At 68.4% G+C, this 21,075-nt stretch carries 19 protein-coding genes; 7 read left to right on the top strand and 12 right to left on the bottom strand.

The annotated features are described in order from the left end of the window. Positions 1-945, bottom strand: coding sequence for an ACP S-malonyltransferase (gene fabD / locus ACE3T2_RS13080; protein ID WP_374658022.1), 945 nt, complete (start codon positions 943-945; stop codon positions 1-3). Positions 946-1,094: 149 nt separating this feature from the next. On the opposite strand from fabD, the gene ACE3T2_RS13075 reads away from it, so the two are divergent. After that, positions 1,095-2,171, top strand: coding sequence for a zinc-binding dehydrogenase (locus ACE3T2_RS13075; protein WP_374658020.1), 1,077 nt, complete (start codon positions 1,095-1,097; stop codon positions 2,169-2,171). On the opposite strand, the gene ACE3T2_RS13070 is transcribed toward ACE3T2_RS13075, so the two are convergent. Genes ACE3T2_RS13070 through ACE3T2_RS13055 form a run of 4 tightly spaced genes read right to left on the bottom strand, consistent with a single transcriptional unit; the run spans position 2,168 to position 7,261 of the window. Then, complete coding sequence (locus tag ACE3T2_RS13070; RefSeq protein WP_374658018.1) at positions 2,168-3,238, bottom strand: lipocalin-like domain-containing protein; 1,071 nt, start codon at positions 3,236-3,238, stop codon at positions 2,168-2,170. The genes ACE3T2_RS13075 and ACE3T2_RS13070 overlap by 4 nt on opposite strands. Beyond that, positions 3,238-5,793: an FtsX-like permease family protein gene (locus ACE3T2_RS13065; RefSeq protein WP_374658016.1), complete on the bottom strand. Its 2,556-nt coding sequence runs from the start codon at positions 5,791-5,793 to the stop codon at positions 3,238-3,240. The genes ACE3T2_RS13070 and ACE3T2_RS13065 overlap by 1 nt, the downstream gene beginning before the upstream one ends. Then, positions 5,783-6,460, bottom strand: a complete 678-nt coding sequence (locus ACE3T2_RS13060; RefSeq protein ID WP_374658014.1) for an ABC transporter ATP-binding protein — start codon at positions 6,458-6,460, stop codon at positions 5,783-5,785. The genes ACE3T2_RS13065 and ACE3T2_RS13060 overlap by 11 nt, the downstream gene beginning before the upstream one ends. 9 nt (positions 6,461-6,469) lie before the next feature. Further along, positions 6,470-7,261 (bottom strand): thioesterase family protein, encoded by a 792-nt coding sequence (locus tag ACE3T2_RS13055; RefSeq protein WP_374658012.1) that lies wholly within the window; start codon positions 7,259-7,261, stop codon positions 6,470-6,472. Positions 7,262-7,358: 97 nt separating this feature from the next. Between ACE3T2_RS13055 and ACE3T2_RS13050 the strand changes: the two genes are divergently transcribed. Together ACE3T2_RS13050 and ACE3T2_RS13045 are read left to right on the top strand one after the other, a co-directional pair. After that, entirely contained in the window at positions 7,359-8,480 is a 1,122-nt protein-coding gene (locus ACE3T2_RS13050; protein ID WP_374658010.1) for a DUF3667 domain-containing protein, read from the top strand. A gap of 264 nt (positions 8,481-8,744) precedes the next feature. Beyond that, positions 8,745-11,099: a TonB-dependent receptor gene (locus tag ACE3T2_RS13045; RefSeq protein WP_374658008.1), complete on the top strand. Its 2,355-nt coding sequence runs from the start codon at positions 8,745-8,747 to the stop codon at positions 11,097-11,099. Here ACE3T2_RS13045 and ACE3T2_RS13040 read toward each other — a convergent pair. From ACE3T2_RS13040 to cpaB, 7 genes are read right to left on the bottom strand one after another with little or no spacing between them, the layout of a single operon-like run. Beyond that, entirely contained in the window at positions 11,096-12,067 is a 972-nt protein-coding gene (locus ACE3T2_RS13040) for a phosphoribosylaminoimidazolesuccinocarboxamide synthase (RefSeq protein WP_374658006.1), read from the bottom strand. The two genes, ACE3T2_RS13045 and ACE3T2_RS13040, sit on opposite strands and share 4 nt — an antisense overlap. 59 nt (positions 12,068-12,126) lie before the next feature. Beyond that, entirely contained in the window at positions 12,127-13,071 is a 945-nt protein-coding gene (locus ACE3T2_RS13035; RefSeq protein WP_374658004.1) for a type II secretion system F family protein, read from the bottom strand. A gap of 5 nt (positions 13,072-13,076) precedes the next feature. Beyond that, the gene (locus ACE3T2_RS13030) at positions 13,077-14,042 is read right to left on the bottom strand and encodes a type II secretion system F family protein (protein WP_374658002.1); all 966 of its coding nucleotides are present in this window, start codon (positions 14,040-14,042) and stop codon (positions 13,077-13,079) included. After that, positions 14,039-15,415 carry a CpaF family protein gene (locus tag ACE3T2_RS13025; RefSeq protein ID WP_374658000.1) on the bottom strand — a complete coding sequence of 459 codons (1,377 nt, stop codon included), beginning with the start codon at positions 15,413-15,415 and terminating at the stop codon, positions 14,039-14,041. The genes ACE3T2_RS13030 and ACE3T2_RS13025 overlap by 4 nt, the downstream gene beginning before the upstream one ends. Continuing rightward, a complete protein-coding gene (locus ACE3T2_RS13020; RefSeq protein WP_374657998.1) occupies positions 15,415-16,599 on the bottom strand; it encodes a CpaE family protein in 1,185 nt (394 codons plus the stop codon). The genes ACE3T2_RS13025 and ACE3T2_RS13020 overlap by 1 nt, the downstream gene beginning before the upstream one ends. Before the next feature lie 19 nt (positions 16,600-16,618). Further along, a complete protein-coding gene (locus ACE3T2_RS13015; protein WP_374657996.1) occupies positions 16,619-17,947 on the bottom strand; it encodes a type II and III secretion system protein family protein in 1,329 nt (442 codons plus the stop codon). 7 nt (positions 17,948-17,954) lie between these two features. Beyond that, positions 17,955-18,809 carry a Flp pilus assembly protein CpaB gene (gene cpaB, locus ACE3T2_RS13010; RefSeq protein ID WP_374657994.1) on the bottom strand — a complete coding sequence of 285 codons (855 nt, stop codon included), beginning with the start codon at positions 18,807-18,809 and terminating at the stop codon, positions 17,955-17,957. 213 nt (positions 18,810-19,022) lie between these two features. Between cpaB and ACE3T2_RS13005 the strand changes: the two genes are divergently transcribed. The 4 genes from ACE3T2_RS13005 (at position 19,023) to rplI (ending at position 21,007) form a co-directional block, all read left to right on the top strand. Then, positions 19,023-19,571, top strand: a complete 549-nt coding sequence (locus ACE3T2_RS13005) for a peroxiredoxin (protein ID WP_374657992.1) — start codon at positions 19,023-19,025, stop codon at positions 19,569-19,571. 185 nt (positions 19,572-19,756) lie between these two features. Next, entirely contained in the window at positions 19,757-20,119 is a 363-nt protein-coding gene (rpsF, locus tag ACE3T2_RS13000; RefSeq protein WP_374657990.1) for a 30S ribosomal protein S6, read from the top strand. 17 nt (positions 20,120-20,136) lie between these two features. Beyond that, on the top strand, positions 20,137-20,409 hold the full coding sequence (gene rpsR, locus ACE3T2_RS12995) for a 30S ribosomal protein S18 (RefSeq protein ID WP_374657988.1): 273 nt from the start codon (positions 20,137-20,139) through the stop codon (positions 20,407-20,409). Between the two features lie 13 nt (positions 20,410-20,422). Continuing rightward, positions 20,423-21,007 (top strand): 50S ribosomal protein L9, encoded by a 585-nt coding sequence (gene rplI, locus ACE3T2_RS12990; RefSeq protein ID WP_374657986.1) that lies wholly within the window; start codon positions 20,423-20,425, stop codon positions 21,005-21,007. Positions 21,008-21,075: the final 68 nt, after the last annotated feature.

Genomic DNA, 21,075 nt, shown 5'->3' with positions numbered 1-21,075 from the left:
TCAGAGTCCCTTGGCGAAGGCTTCGAGGTCGGCTGGCGTGTTGAGCGGCAAGGCCTCTGCGTCGGGCGCGATGCGCTTGGCCATGCCCGACAGCACCTTGCCGGCGCCGGCCTCGGCGAAGCGGGTCACCTCGCCCTCGCCGGCCAGCCAGATCATGCTCTCGCGCCAACGGACGCGGCCGGTCACCTGTTCCACCAGCAGGCGGCGGATTTCCTCCGGATCGAGGGTGGGACGAGCCGTGACGTTGGCCACGACCGGCGCGCGCGGGGCGATGATGGTCGCGCCAGCCAGGGCCTGGGCCATCTCGTCCGCGGCTGGTTGCATCAGGGGGCAGTGGAACGGCGCCGAGACGTTGAGCGGGATCGCCCGCGCCCCCAGCTCCTTGGCCTTCTCGATGGCCAGGTCGACCGCGGCCTTGTCGCCGGAGATGACGACATTGCCATTGTTGTTGTCGTTGGCGACGACGCACACCCCGACCGCCGAACCCGCTTCGGCGGCGGCTTCGGCGAGGGCCACGTCGGTCTTCGGGCCGATCAGCGAGGCCATGGCGCCGGCGCCGACCGGGACGGCGCGCTGCATGGCCTGGCCGCGCAGCTTCAGCAGGCGCGCGGTGTCGGCGAGGCTGATCGCGCCGGCCGCGGCCAGCGCGGAGTATTCGCCTAGCGAGTGGCCGGCGACGAACGCGGCCTTCTCGATCCCAACGCCGAATTCCTTCTCCAGGGTGCGGGTCACGGCCAGCGAGACCGCCATTAGCGCCGGCTGGGCGTTTTCGGTGAGGGTCAGGTCGCCTTCCGGCCCCTCGCGCATCAGCGCCGAGAGCTTCTGGTTCAGGGCGTCGTCGACCTCCTGGAACACCTCGCGCGCCGCGGCGAAGGCCTCGGCGAGGTCGGCGCCCATGCCGACAGCCTGACTGCCCTGGCCGGGAAAAATGAAGGCGAGGCTCATGAAGGCCCTCCCAAGTTCCTTACGATTCAGAGCCGGAGGGTTAGGGGATTAGGCCCGGGCGGGCAAGTTGGCCTTTCCCTAACGACAGGCTGGTCAGCCCGCTCCAGGCGGGGCTAGCTTCCGGCGCAAGACAAGATCGGGAGGCCCACATGCGCGCGGTGATCCGGCGGAACAAGCAGCTCGTCTGCGACGAAATCGCGGATCTGAAGCCAGAGGCCGGCCAGGTGCTGGTCCGCACCCTCGCCTGCGGAATCTGCGGCTCGGACCTGCACGCCCTGCATCACATGGAGCACATGATCGACCTGACGCGGCGGGCCGGCGGCATGGGCGCGGGTTTCGATCCGACCGCCGACACGGTCTTCGGCCATGAGTTCTGCGCCGAGATCCTCGAACATGGCCCGGGCACGACCGGCGCCCTGAAGGCAGGGACCCGCGTCGTGTCCGTGCCGGCCACCCTGACCCCGGCCGGCGGCGTCGAGTTGCTGGGCTTTTCCAACACCCTGCCGGGCGGCTTCTCCGAACGGATGATCTTATCGGAGGCGATGCTCCTCCCAGTGCCTAACGGCCTGCCGACCGACAAAGCGGCGCTGACCGAGCCCTTCGCGGTCGGCGCGCATGCCGTGGCCAAGGCGCGTCTCGAGCCGAACAGCGTGGTCCTGGTGGTCGGCTGCGGTCCGGTGGGTCTGGCGGTCATCGCCGGCCTCAAGGCGCGCGGCCACGGGCCCGTCATCGCCGCCGACTTCTCGCCGCGCCGCCGTGCGGCGGCCGAGCGCCTGGGCGCAGACGTCGTCGTCGATCCGGCGATCGAAAGCCCGCACGCCCGCTGGGAAGGCTTCGGCGTGCCCACGGCGCGGGCCGCCCAGAACATGGTCCGGATGATGGGTGGGACATTCGGTCGCCCCATCGTCTTCGAGTGCGTCGGCTCGCCCGGCGTGCTGCAGAGCCTGATCGAGGCCTCGCCCGCCGGCTCGCAGATCGTCGTCGCGGGCGTCTGCATGGAGACCGACCGGATCGAACCGGCCATCGCGATCACCAAGGAGATCGAGCTGACTTTCGTCTTCGGCTACACGCCTGAGGAATTCGCCGCGACGCTGCACGACATCGCCGAGGGCCGGCTGGACGTCGGCGACGTGGTCACCGGCAAGGTCGGCCTGGACGGCGTCGCCCAAGCCTTCAAGGACCTAGGCGATCCGGAAGCGCACGTGAAGATCCTGGTCGAGCCCTAGAGCTTCATCGGCGTCAAGTAGCCGGTCAGCTCCAGATAGCCGCGCGCGCCGTCGCCGCTGACCGCGCCTTCCCAATAAACCGGCCCGCCCGAGGCGCGGCTGTCGAGTTCCTGATCGTCGAACAGCGGCTTGAGCCTCCAGCGCCGCTCAGTCCCGTCCAGCCGCACGGCGACCGTGCGCTCGACGGGATAGGTCGCGCCAGTTCGAGGCGACTTCCAGCTGCGGCTTGTGGCGAAGCGGACCTCTCCGGGGCCGAACCGAGTCGTCGCGCCAGCCTTGCTGCGATAGGCCCCGCCGGTCCACAGCGCCCGGCCGGCGGGGTCGCGCACCTGGAAGGCCATCAGCGCGCCGCCGTCGTCCAGATTCAGGCCGACCCAATCCCAACCGACCGCGGCCGGATCGAGCAGGGTCGAGGACCATTCCCGATCCAGCCACGCGACGCCGGTGACCTTCACGGCCTTGCCCCCGCGGACCACGGAGCCGGCGACCATCATCTGCGGCAGGCTGTAGTAGTAGCTAGCCTGCTCAGGCTTCGGCCCCTTGCGGCTGTAGCCGCCCTGCCCTTGCAACAGGACCGGCTGTGTCGGCGTCAAGGCCAGGTCGAGCGCGAAACCCTCGCCTTTCGCCTTGGCCAGAAAGCGGCCGTCGGAGGCCCGTCGCAGCCGCCAGTCGTCGATGGCGACGTCTGCGTCGCCAGCTGCGGCCTGCGCCAGGCCGAAGCCCTGGCGAGCGATGCGCTGGCCGTGCAGCAGCCGCCCACGCTTGGGGTCGGAAAGGGCGGCATGCGCGAACAGCACCTGTCGAGGCGCGAAGGCGCTCGGATTGCCGTCCGCCAGCAGGGGCCGAGAGCGGAAGAAGGTCACCTGGAAGCCGAGCTCCTCGCCGGCCTCGGTCCGCAGCCAGCCGGTCGCGTACCACCACTCGGTCCGGAACGCCGGATGAGCGCCGTGATCGGCCGGAAAGGTCAGGCCGACGCCCGGCCGAACGACAGGATAGGTCGGCGCCTGGGCCGCGGCGGGCGCGGCCAGCAGCCCGATCAGGCTCAAGGCGCAGAGGATGCGTCGCATCACCAGTCCTCCCGAACTGCGCGCACCGCATCCTGGGACAGGGCGCGCTTGCCGGCCAGCACGGCGGTCCCGGCCGAGGCGGCGATCAGGGCCGTTACGACGAGGGCGAGCAGGCCCCACGGCAGCCGTGTCTCCATGGTCCAGTGGAAGGACTGCGGGTTGACCACGTGGATCAGCACCTGGCTCATCACCAGGCCGAGACTCACCCCCGCCGCCGCTCCGACCGCGCCCAGAAGCGCGCCCTCGGTGGACAGCATGGTCATCACCTGGCCGCGCGTCACGCCGATGTGCCGAAGCATCCCGAACTCCTTGGTGCGCGCCAGGGTTTGGGCCGAGACCGTCGCGGCGACGCCGGCCAACCCGACCAGGACAGCAATGGCCTCCAGTCCGTAGGTCACCGCGAAACTGCGGTCGAACAGCCGCAGGGCCATGGCCTTGATCGTGCGTGGCTCGGCCACCTCGACCAGCCGGGCGGTCTCAGTATCCAGCCGCGCCAATAGCGACCGTGCGGCGGCTTTGGACGAGACGCCGGGCTTCAGGGTGACCGATGCCTCGCCGCGCGCGCCGTCGCCGGTCAGTCGCGTATAGTCGGCGCTGTCCAGCGTGACCGCGCCGTGCTGACGCGCATAGTCGCGCCAGACGCCGGTGACGAAGAAGCGTGGCGCGCCCCCGGCCTGCGGCGGGCCGACAGGCAACTCGATCCGATCGCCCGGGCGCCAGCCATAGATCCATGACGCCGGCTCGGACACGAAGACCGGGATCAGTCCAGGCGGAGCCGGCGCGGTCGCCCCGATCATCGGCGGCGCGCCGGCGCCGAGTCCTCCCTCCGGCCGCGCGATCAGGGCGACAGGCGGCCGGTCCGACGAGATCTGCAGCATGGTTGTGCGCAGAAAGCCGATCGAGGCCACGCCCGGCGTCGAGGCAAGGCTCTTCTGATCCTGCGGCGTGAAACCGCCGCCAGCTCCGGCGGCGACGCGAAGATAAAGATCGGCCGGCAGGAGCTGGTCGAGCCATTCCTCCACCGAGCCGCGGAAACTGGAGACCATCACGGCCATGGCGACCATCAGGCTGGTGCTGGCGACGACGCCGCAGAGCGCCACGGCGGCCTGTGACGGAGCGCCCCACAATCGCTTCACCGCCAGGTCGACCGGCGCGCTCCCCGCCGAGCGTCGACCGGCCAACGCCAGCAACTGGCGCGCCAGACGCGGCATGGCCGCGACCCCGCCGGCCAGCAACAGCGCCATGGAGGCGTAGCCCAACAGCGGCACGCCCCCGATCGCCGGTCCCAGCGCGGTCAAGCCGCCCATCCCCAGCAGGACGAGCGCCAGCCAGATCGGCGGGACGTCCGATGGGTCGACCGCATCGCCGACGTTCTTCAGGGCCACGGCCGGCTGAGCACGCGCGGCCTCCCGCGCCGGCGCCAGGGTGCCGACCACGGAAGTCGCCACGCCCAGCGCCAGGAATGTCAAGGCTGCGCCCGGCGTCAGCACCAGCTGCGGCCTTGCATCGCCGAAATAGCCTCCGCCCAGGTCGCCGCCGAGCACCTGCAGCACCCCGACGGCGAGGCCGAAGCCCAGGGCGACGCCTATCGCCCCTCCGACCAGGCCCAGAACGACTCCCTCCGTCAGCACCTGAGCCAGCAGCGAACGACGGCGCACGCCCAGCACCCGCAGCAGAGCAAACTGCGGCCGCCGTCGCGCGACCGAGAGCGACTGGGCGGAGTAGACGAGAAACCCGCCGGTCAGCAGCGCCACCAAGGCCAGCATGTCGAGATTCACACGGTAGGCCCGGCTAAGGCTGTCGCTGCGATTGTCCTGGTCGCGCCCGGACGAGAGCTGGGCGTCCGCCGGAAGGATGCTGGTGATCGCCGCGCGCACCTGTCCCTCGTCCGCACTAGGCTCCAGCCGCAGGTCGAGGCGTTGCAGCCGCCCCACGCGGCCAAGCCGCCACTGCGCTGCGGCGATGTCCAGGACCGCGACCTTGCGGCCCGCCTCAACCCCCGGCAGCACGCCTGCAATCCGGAACGTCGCCTGGCGGCCGCCGGCGTCCAGTACGATCTGTTGGCCCGCCGTCCGCCCCTCCAGCGCCGACGCCGACAGGAAGATCGCGTCCTCGTCCAGCAGCGCCGTGGGAGTCGGCCCGCCGCCCACGCGTTCTGCGAGCGGGCGCGCCAACAGCCGGGGCGTGACCTGGGCGGCGCGGAATACGTCGAGCCCCAGGACCGTGATCGTCTCGTTCGGCCGGCCCGTTCCGGCCTCGACCTGTACGACCGGGCTGACCGCCGCAACGCCGGGCGTGCGCGCCACCTTGGGATAGAGCTGCTCGTCGAAGCCGAAGGCGCTCGCCGAGCGCACCTGGAGCTGCGCCTCGCCGTTCACCGCGCTGACCGCCTTGGAGAATTCGCTGAGCGCCGAGGCGTTGACCACGTGCACCGCCAGGCCGAGGGCCACGCCGATCGCGATCGCGGCGGCGGCCACCACCACCCGCCACGGATGCGCGCGCCACTCGCCCAGGATCATCCAGCGCGCGGCGAGGCCTGCGTGCTCACCCCGCATGGCGCGCCGTCAGGCCCGAACGCCCCAACACCAAAGTCCGGTGGGCCGCCGCCGCGGCGACCTCGGAATGGGTGACCAGCAGCGCCGCGGCCCCGGACCGCCGGATCTGCTCGGCGAAGACATCGAGTACGCGCGACGCGGTCTCGGGGTCGAGGTTCCCGGTCGGCTCGTCGGCCAGGATCAGGGCCGGCTCGTGGACCAGCGCGCGGGCGATGGCGACGCGCTGCATCTCGCCGCCGGAGAGCTGCTTGGGATAGTCGCTTGCCCGGCCATGCAGGCCGACCGCTTCGAGCATCTCGCCGGCCTTGGCGAGGGCCCCGGGCTCGCGCGCGCCCTGCAGCGCCAGCGGCAGCGCCACGTTCTGACCCAGGGTAAGGTGCGGCAACACATGGAAGGCCTGGAAGACGAAGCCAATCCGATCGCGGCGAAGTCGGGTCCGAGCGTCGTCGTCCAGTTTGGCCAGATCAACCCCGCCGACCCGAATCTCGCCCCGGTCAGCGACGTCGAGACCCGCGATCAGATTCAGGAACGTCGACTTTCCGACACCTGACTCCCCCATCACGGCGACGAAGTCTCCTGGCTCCAGACGCAGTTGGAGGCCTTCGAACAACACGCGCCCGCCCGGCACGGACTTGCGGAGCCCCGAAATCTCCAGCGCCGGCGCCACGGCGCGCCCCTACTTGGCCGGCGGCGCGGGCGGCCGCCTTTGCGACAGCGCCGCGCAACTGGCTAGGCCGATCGGTCCCAGTTCGTCGTAGAGCCGCGCTTCGCCCACGGCCACGCCGTCGTCGGCGCCGTGATAGGTGGTCTCGAAACCGACCCACTCGGTGCTGGGCAGTCGGTGGAGGTAGAGCGTCACGTCGCTGTTGATGTAGCCCAGCCCCTGGTCGCCGACATGGGCGATCGGGCTCACGAAGTCGGCGGCGACGGCCACGCGCTGGAACGGCGTCAGGGGCACGTCTTCGACCACGTCGCGGACCTCGCTCATCCAGGTGCGGCGCTGCTCGGCCAGGCCGAAGCCGCCCGAGATCGTCCGCATCGCCCACATGCCGCCCATGCCCGCGCGATTGTCGTCCGGCGCCGGCATCTCCCCCGGTTTCGGCGCGGCCCAGGGCTCTGGGCGCCAGACCTGGCCGGGCGGCATGTCGCCGCGCCGCAGGAACTGGCAGGTCGCTCGCGCCATGCTGACGCCGCCCGAGATGAATTCTGCATCGACCACGCGGATACGCCCGCCGTCGCGCACGACGCGCGTCGCCACCTCGACCGGATCGAAACCGGGAAGCCGGTACATGTCGACGGTCAGCCGCGCCGGAATGAAGTCGGGATCGCCGTGGCGCTCCTCCAGCACAAGCCCCAGCAGGCCAATCACGACCCGACCGTGGAGGGAGTTCGGATTCCATGGGCCGCGGCCGGCGATCGTGGGTTGGTAAAGCGCGCCGACGCGGCGGAAGAAGGGCTCTTTGGACATGGCGCGCGACCATGACGGATTCCAACCGAGCGGCCTAGCCGCTAGCGCAGGCCGCAAGAACGGGTCTAACACTCGGCGCCTGAGGATGGGGGCTCCGATGGAACTCGATACGGCGGGTGGTGTGGTGACCGGCGCGATGATCGCGGCGGCGGTCGAAAAACCCACCGGACAGGCTGGCGAGCACCACGGAACCTGCGACGACTGCGGCGCGGAGGTGACCGGGCGTTTCTGCTCGAACTGCGGCCAGGCGGCTCACACCCATCGGACCCTGCTGCACCTGGGCGAGGAGATCCTGCATGGGGTCATGCACTTCGACAGCAGGATCTGGCGCACCCTGCCGCTGCTGCTGATCAATCCCGGCCGCCTGACCCGCGAATGGGTCGAGGGCAAGCGTACACGTTATGTCTCGCCGCTGGGCATGTACCTGTTCACCGTGTTCGTCATGTTCATGGCTCTGAGCTTCGCGCCGGTCAGCGAGCACGAAGTCGAGGCCGCGACCAGCGCCGCAAGGAGCGGCCCCGTCTCCACCGGCACGCAGCTGTATTCGGCCACGAACAACGTGGTGCAGATCGAAAACGAACTCCAAAGCCTCCCCGAGGCCGCGGCGACGGCGCCGCGCCGCGCCGAGCTGCAGGCGAAGCTGAAGGTCGCGGAGACGGAACTCAAGGCGGCGGACGCGGCGATGGCCAAGTCGCCGTCCGCGCCGGACCTGGCGGCGATCGGAGCCGGCTGGGCCGACCAGATCCGCGCCAAGGCGAAGTCGGGAGAGCTGAAGTCGAACACCGGCGACAAGGCTCTGGACAAGAAGCTCGACAAGAAGCTCCAGAACCCTGAGCTGGCGCTCTACAAGCTGCAGCAGACTTTCTACAAGTTCTCGTTCCTGCTGATCCCCATATCGATCCCATTCGTGGCTCTGCTCTTCGTGTGGAAGCGAGGTTTCACGCTCTACGATCATGGCGTCTTCGTGCTCTATTCGCTGACCTTCATGGCCATATTGATCATGGTGGTCGCCGGCTTCGCGCGATACGGCGGACCACTAGCGCCCGTGTCCGCCGCCCTGCCCTTCGTCATTCCCGCGCACATGTTCGCGCAGGTGAAGGGCGCCTACCGCCTCTCGGTTTTCTCGGCCCTTTGGCGGACCTTCCTGCTGTTGGTCTTCTGCAGCGTCGCCTTCACCCTCTTCCTCGTCGCGATCATCGCCCTGGGCATGACCGGATGAATGCCGCGCAGGTGTGCGTTTTGGGTGACAGTCGCGCCGGCGATCCCGCACCCTAGATCGGCGAGCGCAAACCCCAGCCCGGCAAGGCTTTGGGATTTGACGCGAACGCACAAAAACAACCTAGAGCGTTGGAGATGCTTAATTTTTCGCGCCGCCGCGCCCCCTGGACAGGCTGAGGCGGCGCAGGATTACCTGCCTCCCAGAACACCCATGCCGAGCATCTGCTGAAAGATCGCCGAGCTTGGGGACATAGGGAGGAAACACATGGCGTACCACCGCAGTCGTGCGGCGGCTCAGGTGAGTCTGCTTGCCTTGATGATGGCCTTGCCCGCCGGCCAGGCCTTCGCCCAGTCCGAAGTCGAGGAACTGATCGTCACCGCCCGCAAGCGGGATGAAGCCCTGATCGACGTCCCGTTCTCCGTCAACGCGGTCAGCGAAGAACGCATGCGCGAGAAGGGGGTCAGCAATATCGAGGATCTGTCGCGCAACGTCGCCAGCTTCACCGTCCAGAATCTCGGCCCCGGCCAAAGCCAGGTGGCCATCCGCGGCATCTCTGCGGGTCAGATCGTCCGCGACCAGCCCGGCGTGAAGGAACAGGTCGGCGTCTACCTCGACGAGTCTGTGATATCGCTTTCGCTGTTCACGCCCGACCTCGACCTTTTTGACCTCAGCCGCGTGGAAGTTCTGCGCGGGCCGCAAGGCACGCTCTATGGCTCCGGGTCGCTCTCCGGCACCGTTCGCTACATCACCAATCAGCCGAAGCTCGACAAGTTCGAGAGCGCGGTCGAAGCGACGGTGAACAGCGTCAAGTCCGGCGAGACCGGCGGCGAACTCAAGGCGGCGGTCAATATTCCGATCACCGACGGCTTGGCCCTGCGGGTCGCCGCCTACGCCACCAGCTTCCCGGGCTTCATCGACGCGGTGCAACCGGGCGGCAAGATCAACAGCGACGTCAACGGCGGCTCGCGCCTGGGCTTCCGGGCTTCGATGCTGATCCAACCGAGCGAGCAGCTGAAGATCACGCCGCGCGTCGTCTATCAGACGATCGACGTCGACGGGTTCAACCGCGTCGACCTCTTCAACATCTTCGCCAACCCCTACACAACCACCCAGCCGCCCGTTCGTCTGGGCGACCTGCAGCAGTTCACCCAGCTCCAGGAGAAGTTCGAAGACGACTTCCTGCTGGGCGACCTCAACATCGAGTACGACTTCGGTCCGGTCACCCTGACCTCGATCTCGACCTTCACCGATCGCGATGTGCTGGTGGTCCGAGACGCGACCGCTCTCACCGGCTCGATCACCGGCGGTTCGATCGGCCTGCCGGCCGCGGTCTACACGCTCGACGCACCGCTGCTGGACGAGACGAACGTCAAATCGCTGACCCAGGAAATCCGCCTGGCGTCAAACGGCGACGGCCCGCTGACCTGGGTGATCGGCGGCTTCTACAGCCACATCGACCGTGACTACTCCCAGGCCTTGCCGGTGATCGGCTTCGAAGCCCTGACCGGCATCCCGACCCAGGGCCCGGCGGCCCCCAAGGATGTGCTCTATTACTCGACCGTCCCGTACAAGCAGAAGCAGTACGCCCTGTTCGGCGAGGCGACCTGGTCGGTCAACGACCGGCTCGACGTCACCGCCGGCCTGCGCTGGTCCAGCTATGAAGAGACCCGCAGCCTCACCTTCGACGGCATCTTCGCCGAACGCACCATCGGCGTCCCGGGGAGCACCGACGCCGACGACTTCGCCCCGCGCGTAATCGTCGCCTACAAGGTCAACGACGCTCTGACCCTCAACGCCCAGGCCTCGAAGGGCTTCCGGCTAGGCGGCATCAACGACCCGCTGAACCGGCCGCTCTGCACCGCCGCCGATTTCGCGACCTTCAACGCCCTCTCCAAGCCGAGCTTCGACAACGAGACGGTCTGGAACTACGAGGCCGGGCTGAAGGCTTCGCTCGGGGGCCGCGGGTCGCTGACCGTCGCCGCGTTCTACGCCGACATCGAAAACCTGCAGGCCACCATCGACGCCGGCAGCTGCTCCTCGCGGGTGATCGTCAACGTGCCGGACGCCAAGTCGGCTGGCGTCGAGGCCGAGTTCGCCTACCGGCTCAGCGACGACTTCGATCTTGCCGCGTCGGCGTCCTACAACAACGCCGAACTGACTTCGAGCGTACTCGACTCCTCGGGCAAGCCGCTGCAAGGCCTGCGCGACGGCAACCGTCTGCCGACCGTGCCGGAGTTCCAGGCCGCAATCAGCCTGAACTTCTCCCACGAGATGGAAAACGGCTGGCGGCCCTTCGCCAACGTCACCTGGCAGTATGTGGGCGACCGCTTCACCCAGATCTCGGACCAGGAGGACAACCCTCGCACCGTCAGCCTGTTCGGCATCGGCGCGCCGACGGTCTCGACGCTCAGCTTCCCGCTGGAACTGCCCGACTACCAGGTCGTCAACCTGCGCGGCGGTCTCCGGTACGGGGCCTTCGAGGCGGCGATCTTCGTGCAGAACGTCACTGACGAGCGAGCCTGGCTGTCGGTTGACCGCGAGCGCGGCCTGCGCGCGCGTTACGGCTACCAGACCAACCAGCCGCGAACGGTGGGCGTCACCATCCGCAAGTCGTTCTAGAAGTAGCGCGCGAGATTGCGGCGGACCCGTTCCAGGACGGGTTCGTCGCCATCCTCGATCTCGAAGGTCTGGCCGGTGATGGTCTCGAAGGCCTGGATGTAGACGGCGGCCGTGTCGACCAGCATCTGCTCCGGGATCTCCGGAATCGGATCATTGTAGGGATCGCAGCGCTCGGCCACCCAGGCGCGTACGAAGTCCTTGTCGAAGCTCTCCGGGCGCTGGCCCGCGGCGAAACGCTCGGGATAGCTGGCGGCGAACCAGTAGCGGCTGGAATCGGGCGTGTGAATCTCGTCGGCCAGCACGATCTGGCCGTCCGCGTCGGTCCCGAACTCATACTTGGTGTCGACCAGGATGAGTCCGCGTTGCGCGGCGATCTCCTGGCCGCGGGCGAAGAGGGCCAAGGCGTATCTCGACAGCGTCTCCCACTGCTCGGCGCTCAGCAGGCCCTGCTCGACGATCTGCTCCGGCGTCAGCGGCTCGTCATGGCCGCCGTCAAACGCCTTGGAGGTCGGGGTGATGATCGGCTGCGGGAGCTTCTGGTTGTCGGCCAGACCATCGGGCAGCCGATGGCCGTACATCTCCCGCTGGCCCTTCTTGTAGAGGGTCAGGATCGACGTTCCGGTCGTGCCGGCCAGGTAGTCGCGCACGACGATCTCGACAGGCAGGATGTCCAGCCGCCGCCCGATGACGACGTTCGGGTCGGGATACTCGATGACGTGGTTCGGACATATGTCGCCGGTCCGCTCGAACCAGAATCGGGCTGTCTGGGTCAGCACCTGCCCCTTGAAGGGGATGGCCGCCAGGATGCGGTCGAAGGCGCTGATCCGATCGCTGGCGATGATGACGCGCCGCCCATCCGGCAGATCGTAATTGTCCCGCACCTTGCCGTAATAGGGGTTCGGCAGTTCCGGAATGATCGCGTCGCGCAGGACGCGATGGGCGTTCCGCGCCAGGGCAGCCTTGTCCATGGGATTTCCGCTGGAGGGGTAAAGCGGCTCTCTAACCTATTCCGCGGCGCAGGCCATCCCTAATGGCTCATGGTCTGCATGACCCGCACGATAGCCGGCAACAGCAGGACGCCGATCAGGCAGGGGAAGATGAACAGGATCAGCGGGACGGTCAGCTTGACGGGCAAAGCAAGCGCTTTCTCTTCGGCCCGCAGCATCCGCTTGCTTCGCATGTCGCTGGAGAACACCGAAAGCGTTTCGCCGAGACTGGTGCCCATCTCCTCGGCTTGGCGAAGCATGGTCGCCAGCGCCCGCGCATCGTCGATCCCCAGCCGGTCGGCGAACGCCATCCAGGCGTCCTTGCGCGACTTGCCTGCCCGCAGTTCCAGGGTCAGCATCTTCAGGTGGATCGTGAGGCGCGGATAGCGGCGCGCGAGTTCGTCACAGACCCTGGCGACGGCGGCGTCCAGGCTGAGCCCCGCCTCGACCGAGGCGACCAGCAGGTCAAGCAGATCCGGGAAGCCGTCGGCATACTCCAGTTCCCGGCTCTTCTGGCGCGACTTCAGCACCTGGTCGGGCCCCAGCAGGGCGGCTACCGCGAAAACACCCGCCAGCGCAGCCGGCGCCATCCCGCCGCCTTTCAGCGCGAACGGAAGCAGCACGATCGTTCCCACGGTCGCCACAGCCAGGGCCGCCGCCTTGGCGCCGAGATAGAAGATCGCCGCATCGCGGTTGAAAAAGCCGGCCCGCATCAGCCGCATCCGCACGTCCGAAACCTTGGACGGGTCACGCACGGCCGCCTGCTGGCCAAGCCGCCGCAGACCATCGACGGCGTGGCCGAAGATCCGCACCTCGCCCAAGGCAGGTCCGCGCGCAGCGGCGGCCGCCGGGCTCTGGAAGCGGGCCTGGCGCTGGGCTCGCAGGCGCATTTCGCCGACCAGGACCATGGCTCCGCCAAGCACCGCAACCGCCAGCAAGGCGAAGGCGGCCATGGTCAGCAGGTTCTGGAACTGCAGGGCGTCCATCCCGGTCAGATCCGCATGTCGATCATCTTGCGCATGACGAGGTTGCCGATCAGCATCCATCCGCCAATGACGGCCAGCCCGACCTGCACGAATCTTTCGTGGATCACATCGCCGTAGAATTCCGGCGACAGCAGGGTGACCGCGCCCCCTGCTACGAACGGCGCCGCGCTCAGGATCAGCGCCGAGGCCCTGCCCTCCGCAGAGGCCGCCTTCACCTTCAGACGCATGCGCAGGCGATCGCGCACGGTCGCAGCGTTCAGCTTGAGCAGGCCGGTCAGGTTGCCGCCGGCCCGCTCCTGCAGTCGCACCGTCGCGGCGAAGAGATCGACATCAGGATGCTGGCAACGCAAGGCCATGCGATCCACCGCCTGTTCCAAGGTGGCGCCATAGGCGATCTCGTCGGAGGCCATGCCGAACTCCGAGCCGATAGGATCGGGCATTTCGCGCCCCACCAGGGCCACGGCGGTGGGCACCGGATGGCCGGCCTCCAGACTGCGGACAATGATCTCCAGCGCCTGGGGCAGTTGCATGCCCAGTCCCTTGGCGCGCCGTCCCGCCATGACCTTCAGGAACACGATCGGCCCGCTCGCGCCCAGCACCACCGCGCCGATCGGCGCGGCGATCCACTGCCGCGTCACCGCGAAGCCCGCCGTCGCGCCGATCAGCGCCGCACCGACCACCGCCAGGGTCCAGCGCTGCGGGTCGTACGGCACTCCCGAACGGACGATCAACTGGCTCAGCCATGCCCAGCCGCCTTTTGCATATCCGGCCGCGTTTAGACCGCGCTGCTTGCGCAGCTCGATCACCAGCTCGGCGATGCCGCCGCCCGTCCGCTCGGCGACCAGCAGGCGCTGGTTGACTTTCCGCCTGACCCGCGCGGTCCGCAGAAGGCCGATGGTCGCCTGGGCGGCCGAAAACACCGCGGCAAAGACGAGGATCAGAAAAACGTAGGAGGCGTCGACCTTCATCATCCCAGAACCCGGCTGGGATCGAAGTTCGTGGCGTCATAGGCGATGCCGCGCCGCATCATTTCATCCAGGCAGCGGGGCCGCAGACCGCTGGCGCGGAATTCGCCGTGGACCACGCCGTCGGCGGTGGTGTGCGTCCGATGGAAGGCGAAAATCTCCTGCATCTGAACCACTTGACCTTCCATGCCGACGATCTCGGACACGCTCATCATCTTCCGTTTGCCGTCCGAGAGACGCATGATCTGGATGATCATCCCGACGGCGGAGGCGATCTGGCCGCGCACCGCCTCGGGCGAGAGCTTCATCCCCGACATCGCCACCATCTGCTCCAGGCGGGTGATGGCGTCGCGCGGGTTGTTGGCGTGGATGGTGGCCATCGACCCCTCGTGGCCGGTGTTCATGGCCTGAAGCATGTCGAAGGCCTCCTCGCCCCGCACCTCGCCCAGGATCACGCGGTCCGGACGCATCCGCAGGGCGTTCTTGACCAGCTCCCGCTGACGGATCTCGCCCTTGCCCTCGATGTTCGGTGGTCGGGTCTCCATCCGCACCACATGCGGCTGCTGCATCTGCAGCTCGGCCGCATCTTCGATGGTGATCAGGCGTTCCTTGTGGCTGATCGCCGCCGACAGGGCGTTCAGCAGCGTGGTCTTGCCCGAGCCTGTGCCGCCCGAGATCACGGTGGAGACCCGCGCCTTGATCGCACCGTGCAGGAATTCGGCGACGCAAGTCGGCATGGCTCCGACCTCGACCAGCTTCTCCAGCGTGTAGGGCTTCTTGGAGAACTTCCGGATCGAGACACAGGCCCCGTCGATGGCGATCGGCGCGATGGCGGCGTTGACGCGGCTGCCGTCGGGCAGGCGCGCATCGACCATGGGCTGGCTCTCGTCGATCCGCCGCCCGACGCCAGCCACGATCCGGTTCACGATGCGCAGCAGGTGGTCGTTGTCGCGGAAGCGGATGGGGGTCGGCTCAAGTTCCCCTCGCCGCTCGACATAGACCTGGAACGGCCCGTTGATCAGGATGTCGTTGACGCTGTCGTCCTTGAGCAGCGGTTCGATCGGCCCCAGCCCGACCATCTCGTCGTGCACGGAGGCGCCCAGGTCTTCCAGTTCGGTGGTATTGAGCACCAGCCGCTCGGCTCGGGCGAAGTCGCTCACCAGCCCCATGATCTGGCGGCGCAGCTCTCCTTCGTCGAGCGCTTCCAGCTTGGAGAGATCAAGCTCTTCGATCAGACGCGCATGCAGCTTCAGCTTGATGTCGAGCATCAGGTCGCTGGCGGATGGCGGAGGCGGCGGGACGGCCGGCTCCAACTGGACCGGAGCTGAGGGCTCATCCTCGGGGACCGGTCGCCGCGGCGCGAGGGTGAAACGAGCCATTAGGCGGCCTTTCTCGACCAGGCGCTACGACGGTCAGACGGGCGCTTGCCGCCCACCAAGCGATCGACCAAGGCGTTGACATCCTTGACGATCTTGGACTTCGGCCGGTGCTGGCTGATCGGTCCGCCCAGATTCACCGAGGCCGCGGCGGCTTCCCAGTCCGAGCTGATCGCGGCCTCGGCGCGCCGCTCCAGCGCCCGCTCTGCTTCCGAGACCGAGGGCGCGGGCCCGAACATCCGGCTGGCCAGGCGGTTGAGCACGATGCGCGCCCGCGCGCCCAGCGGCAGGGCGGCCTCGACCTCGCCGGCCAGGGCCCGGGCGGCCAGCAGGGCCGGCACGGTCAACTCCGAGACGATGAACACCTCATCGGAGCCAGCCAAGACCTCCAGCGACCACGGGCGGCGATGCCGGGGCAGGTCGACGATCACGAAGTCATAGGCCTCGCAGGCGATTTCCAGGATGCGCAGCACCGCTTCCTTCGAAATCTGCTCGAAGGCCAGGGGGTCGCGCGGACAGGCCAGCAGGTCGAACCCTTTGGCGATCGGGGTCGTGAATGCGGCCAGCAGCGCGGCGTCCATCCGCTCGGCGGCTGGTCCGAACTGGGCCAGGCCCATCGCAGCCGGCGCGCCCAGATAGGCCGCCATCGCGCCGTCGGCGAGATTCAGGTCGATCAGGCAGACCGCGCGCTCGCGGTTGGCCCGCGTCGCCAGGGCGCTGGCCATCTCGATGGCCAGCGTGGTGGCGCCGGCCCCGCCGACAGCTCCCACGACGGTCCAGCACCGCGACTCGCTGGCTCCCGCCCCTGCAGCCTGGCTTCCGGCCGCATCGAGCAGGCCGTAGACCGCCGCCTGGAATTGCTCATCGCTGTAAGGCGCTTCCAACACGTCCGAATAGGCCAGGCGCATGACGGTGCGCGCCAGCCCGGCCGGCAGCCGCTCGCCGACCACCAGCACCGGCGGCGCCGCGCCGCTGGCGGCCAGCGCGCCGAGCGACGCCCCCAGCGCGGCCTGATCGAAGGCGTCGATGTCGATGACGACGAGATCCTGAGCCCCTGCCCGAGCATCCGCCAGGCGTTCCAGCCCAGCCATCTCCAAGGCCGCGCCGAACAGCGGCCCGCGGGCAAGCGGCGCCAGGCCCGGCCCGACCGCCAGCACACGACGACCCAGAAGACTCCAATGGGTCATGACAGCGACCTCCGAACTCTTACTGCACCGCGGGCCCGGTTCCGACCGGGGCCGACAGCGGCTTGTCCAGCGACAGGCCGCTGAGGATCAGGTCGATCGGATTGGTTTCACGCCCGGCCATGATCTGCGGGTCGGCGGCGAGGTCCGCCGCCGTGGCGAGCCGTGGCGTGACGATGATGACCAGCTCGGTTTCCTGGCGCTTCCAGCGCGAGGAGCGGAACAGCGCGCCTATCACCGGAACGGAGCCGACGCCTGGCAGCTGGCGCACCGCATTGGCGTAGTCCTGCTGGAACAGCCCCGCGACCGCAAAGCTCTCTCCCGACTTCAGTTCGACGGTGGTGGCCGCGCGGCGGACGGTGAGCGCCGGGATGTCCATGTTGTTCAGCCGGAGGCTGGTGCGCGTGTCGAGCTGGCTGACCTCGGGCGCGACCAGCAGCCGGATCATGCCGTTGTCCTGGACCGCCGGCTCGAAGTCGAGTTTCACCCCGAACGGGCGGAACTCGATGGCGATGGTGTCGCGGCCGTTCGGCACCGGGAACGGAAACTCGCCTCCGGCCAGGAAGCTGGCCTTCTGGCCGGACAGCGCCACCAGGTTCGGCCGGGCCAGCGTGCGGATCACGCCCTTTTCTTCCAGGGCGCGTAGGACGAGGTCGATGTCGGTCGAGCCGATAGAGCCGCGGATCTGAAGCACGCCCTGCGGCTGCGACGGACCGATCAGACCTGAGCCCGTCGACAGGGCGAAGTTCACTCCGTCCGTGGCCGAGATGTTGAAGCCCACGTCCTTGAGGTCCGAACGCGCAGCCTCGAGCACCCGCACCTCGAGGATCACTTGCTGGGACGCACGCACGGTCAGGGCGCTGGTCACCCCCTCGGGCGCGAACTTGTCGGCCAGGGTCTTGGCCTTCGCCGCGACCGCCGTCGTCGACACCTCGCCAGCCAGCAGCAGGCCCTCGCCCAGATTGCGGACAGTGATCCCCTCGCCCGGCAGCGCGGCGGCGAGGTCGGCCTGCAACGCCTCGGCGTCGTAGCCGACCCGAACGTCGACCACCTCCTGCAGCGCCCCGCTCTGGCCGTAGATCAGGAGGTTCGTGGCGCCCAGCGCCTTGCCGCGCACATAGAAGCTGCGGTCCGTGGTGGCGACGATCTGCGCGGTTTCGGGCTGGGCGACCACGATCTTGGAGGCCGGGGAATCCAGCCGGAAGGACAGGGACTTGTTGCGCGGCACGTTGATCGTCCGGCTACGGGCGGCCTCGCTGACGAAGGTCTCCGCGAACGACGGCGCGGCGATCGCCAGCGTCGCCAGGGCGGCCAGCGCCAGGCGCCAACGGCTGGGGAATGATCTTTTCATGGCGATCTCACGCGCCGGGGGGCTTGGCCGGCCCGCCCTCTCCTTCGACGATCCTGATCAATGGCCCGCGGGCGGGCGTGGACGCGGCGGGCGCACGCCAGCGGCGGGCTGGTTCGGGCGTTCCGACCGCCTGTCGGGCGCCGACGACGTCCCGGACGTCGAGAGCCGACGCCGCCTCGACCTCGGCCCCGCCAGTCGCCCGCAGCGCCAGCGAGAGCGAGCCCAGCCCCGCGGCCACCGCCAGTTTCTGGGCGTCGCGCACGCTGACCTCCAGGGTCGCAGTGGTCGGCGCCTCGGGCTTGTTCGAGGTAGGATCGGCGTTCAGGTCGACACCCAGCAGACGCGCGTTCTGCAATACGACCTCGGCCTGCAGCACCTTGCGGCTGGCGTCTTCCGAAAGGTTGCGCATCAGCACCACATCAACGCGGTCGCCCGGCAGCGCGTGGCCGCCGACGCCGGAAATGTCGCTCACGCCGATCGTGTAGGCCCGCATGCCGGGCGCGATCGCGGCCGCCACCGAGGGCCGCGCCCCAGGCCCGCTGAGCTTGGTCGGCAGCAGCGCCTCGCGCGCCAGTATCGGCGTCAGGGCAACAGGCGCGCCGCCATGGTCCTGGGCCAGGACCAGATCGATCGTGGCGAAGGCGCCGGCCGGGGCGGCGTCCTTCGGCATGCGGATCACCCGCAGTTCGCCTGCACTCAACCGCTCGCCGTACTTGATGTCCCGGGATGCGACGACGACCGGGACGCCCTCGGCGAACGGCGCGGGTGCGGCCGCCGCCGCGACGTTCCCGCGGGCCGGCAACGCGACCTTGGCGACGAACAGCGCGCCCAGACCCAGCGCGGCCGACGCCCCCAAACTCACGATTGTACCAACCCGCATCGCCACCCCCAGATGCCATGCTGTTTCAGAGGGTTAGCAGGATCGGCCTTGCGATAACCGCAACAAACGAGGTCAACCGGCGTCAACCATGCGCGGAACATCGGCAGGCAGGTCGTGCGCCCCTGCCCCTCGCCGCGCGGCCAAGACAAACCCGCCTCCGGCGCCTATAGTCCTTGGAATCCTGGAGGAACACGCATGCGCCGTCTCGCCCTCGCCGCCGCCCTCGCGGCGCTCGCCGCAACCCCCGCCATGGCGGCCCTGAAGGAAGGCTCCAAAGCCCCGGACTTCAACGCCCCGGGCTTCCAGGCTGGTAAACCGATAACCTTTTCGATGACCGAGGCGCGCAAGAAGGGGCCGGTGGTGCTCTACTTCTTCCCGGCTGCCGAAACCGCTGGCTGCAACCTCGAGGCGCGGCTGTTCGCCGAGTCGATCGACAAGTTCAAGGCTCAGGGCGCCACCGTGATCGGCGTCACGGCCGGCAATCTCGATAAGCTGGCCTCTTTCTCGGCGGACACCGAGAAGTGCTCGGGCAAGTTCCCGGTCGCCGCAGACCCCAGCGCCAAGATCGCCGCGACCTACGACGCCAGCCTGGCGGTGAAGCCGGGTTGGTCGAACCGCACCTCGTACGTGATCGCGCCGTCGGGCGAGGTTATCCACGCCTATTCGGACATGAAGGCCAACGAGCACGTCAACGAGACGCTCACCGCCGTGACCGCCTGGCGCGCCAAGCATCCGAAGAAATAGGCCGTTTCCGGGAAAAGCCTTGCCCCGCAAGCGCTTTTCCCGTACTAGCGCGCCTCTTCACGGAAGGCGGTCTTGGGCCGGAACGCGAAAGGATCGGGAAACTCCCGGTCGCCGCGCCTCAAGAGCCATCGTTTCCGACGCTACCCGGCGTCGGACGCGCCGCCCTCCAAACGGGAAAAGGAACCATGGCGCTCTACGAGCACGTTGTTATCTCGCGGCAGGACATCTCGCCGCAACAGGCTGAAGCCCTCAACGACCAAATCAAGGCTCTGATCGAAGAAGGCGGCGGCGCCGTCGCCAAGATCGAGTACTGGGGTCTTCGCAACCTCACCTACCGCATCAAGAAGAACCGCAAGGGACACTACTCCCTGCTCGCCATCGACGCCCCCCCGGCGGCGGTGAAGGAGATGGAGCGTCAGCTGTCGCTGAACGAAGACGTTCTGCGCACCCTGACCGTCCGTGTCGAGGAACTCGACCTCGAGCTCTCCCCGGTTCTGGCTCGCCGCGATCGCGAACGCGAACCGCGCCGTGAAGAATTCCAAAGCTAAGAAAGGGAGGGATCACCATGACTGACGAAACCTCCGCCGCTCCGTCGGCCTCCGCCGCTGGCGGCGCCCGCCGTCCGTTCTTCCGCCGCCGCAAGGTGTGCCCGTTCTCCGGCGCCAACGCGCCGAAGATCGACTACAAGGACGTGAAGCTGCTGCAGCGCTACGTCTCCGAGCGCGGCAAGATCGTGCCCTCGCGCATCACCGCCGTGTCGGCCAAGAAGCAACGCGAACTGGCCAAGGCCATCAAGCGCGCCCGCTTCCTCGCCCTCCTGCCCTACGTCGTGAAGTAAGGAGGACAGCCAGATGAAAGTTGTTCTGCTCGAACGCGTCGAAGGCCGTGGCGGCCTGGGTGATGTGGTCACCGTCAAGGACGGCTTCGCCCGCAACTACCTCCTGCCCCGTCAGAAGGCCCTGCGCGCCACCGCCGCCAACCTGAAGATCTTCGACGCCCAGCGCGCCGAAATCGAAGCCCGCAACCAGAAGGCCAAGGACGCCGCCGGCAAGGCCGGCGAGGCGCTCGACGGTTCGTCGTACATCCTGATCCGTCAGGCTGGCGAAACCGGCCAGCTCTACGGTTCGGTGACCGGCCGCGACGTGGCCGACATGGTCAACGCCGAAGGCGGCAAGATCGACCGCTCGATGGTCGTTCTCGACAAGCCGATCAAGACCCTGGGCGTCCATCCCGTGAAGGTTCGCCTGCACGCGGAAGTGACCATCAGCGTCAACATCAACATCGCCCGCAGCGCGGACGAGGCCGAGCGCCAGGCGCGCGGTGAGAACGTGATCGCCTCGCAGTTCGAGGAAGATCGTCTCGCCGACGAGCAAGCCGCCCAGGACATGCTGGAAGGCGGCGCCGGCCAACAGGAAGGCGACTTCGGCGAGCATTGATCGCCAGTCGGCCGCCAGGCCTGAGCTTTGAGAACGGCGCGGCCCCACCGGTCCGCGCCGTTTTTCTT

It is taken from the genome of Phenylobacterium sp. (assembly GCF_041919955.1).
Classification (GTDB): domain Bacteria; phylum Pseudomonadota; class Alphaproteobacteria; order Caulobacterales; family Caulobacteraceae; genus Phenylobacterium.
The sequence above is the reverse complement of the archived record's forward strand: the minus strand, read 5'-3'. Positions and strand labels throughout refer to the sequence as shown.

Excerpts from the sequence above, each read along its gene's own strand:
- ACE3T2_RS13020 (WP_374657998.1), bottom strand. The coding sequence starts at position 16,599 with ATGACCCATTGGAGTCTTCTGGGTCGTCGTGTGCTGGCGGTCGGGCCG.
- ACE3T2_RS13045 (WP_374658008.1), top strand. The coding sequence starts at position 8,745 with ATGGCGTACCACCGCAGTCGTGCGGCGGCTCAGGTGAGTCTGCTTGCC.
- ACE3T2_RS13015 (WP_374657996.1), bottom strand. The coding sequence starts at position 17,947 with ATGAAAAGATCATTCCCCAGCCGTTGGCGCCTGGCGCTGGCCGCCCTG.
- ACE3T2_RS13075 (WP_374658020.1), top strand. The coding sequence starts at position 1,095 with ATGCGCGCGGTGATCCGGCGGAACAAGCAGCTCGTCTGCGACGAAATC.
- rpsF (WP_374657990.1), top strand. The coding sequence starts at position 19,757 with ATGGCGCTCTACGAGCACGTTGTTATCTCGCGGCAGGACATCTCGCCG.
- ACE3T2_RS13025 (WP_374658000.1), bottom strand. The coding sequence starts at position 15,415 with ATGGCTCGTTTCACCCTCGCGCCGCGGCGACCGGTCCCCGAGGATGAG.
- ACE3T2_RS13055 (WP_374658012.1), bottom strand. The coding sequence starts at position 7,261 with ATGTCCAAAGAGCCCTTCTTCCGCCGCGTCGGCGCGCTTTACCAACCC.
- ACE3T2_RS13040 (WP_374658006.1), bottom strand. The coding sequence starts at position 12,067 with ATGGACAAGGCTGCCCTGGCGCGGAACGCCCATCGCGTCCTGCGCGAC.
- ACE3T2_RS13035 (WP_374658004.1), bottom strand. The coding sequence starts at position 13,071 with ATGGACGCCCTGCAGTTCCAGAACCTGCTGACCATGGCCGCCTTCGCC.
- ACE3T2_RS13070 (WP_374658018.1), bottom strand. The coding sequence starts at position 3,238 with ATGCGACGCATCCTCTGCGCCTTGAGCCTGATCGGGCTGCTGGCCGCG.
- ACE3T2_RS13050 (WP_374658010.1), top strand. The coding sequence starts at position 7,359 with ATGGAACTCGATACGGCGGGTGGTGTGGTGACCGGCGCGATGATCGCG.
- rplI (WP_374657986.1), top strand. The coding sequence starts at position 20,423 with ATGAAAGTTGTTCTGCTCGAACGCGTCGAAGGCCGTGGCGGCCTGGGT.
- ACE3T2_RS13065 (WP_374658016.1), bottom strand. The coding sequence starts at position 5,793 with ATGCGGGGTGAGCACGCAGGCCTCGCCGCGCGCTGGATGATCCTGGGC.
- ACE3T2_RS13030 (WP_374658002.1), bottom strand. The coding sequence starts at position 14,042 with ATGATGAAGGTCGACGCCTCCTACGTTTTTCTGATCCTCGTCTTTGCC.
- rpsR (WP_374657988.1), top strand. The coding sequence starts at position 20,137 with ATGACTGACGAAACCTCCGCCGCTCCGTCGGCCTCCGCCGCTGGCGGC.
- ACE3T2_RS13005 (WP_374657992.1), top strand. The coding sequence starts at position 19,023 with ATGCGCCGTCTCGCCCTCGCCGCCGCCCTCGCGGCGCTCGCCGCAACC.
- fabD (WP_374658022.1), bottom strand. The coding sequence starts at position 945 with ATGAGCCTCGCCTTCATTTTTCCCGGCCAGGGCAGTCAGGCTGTCGGC.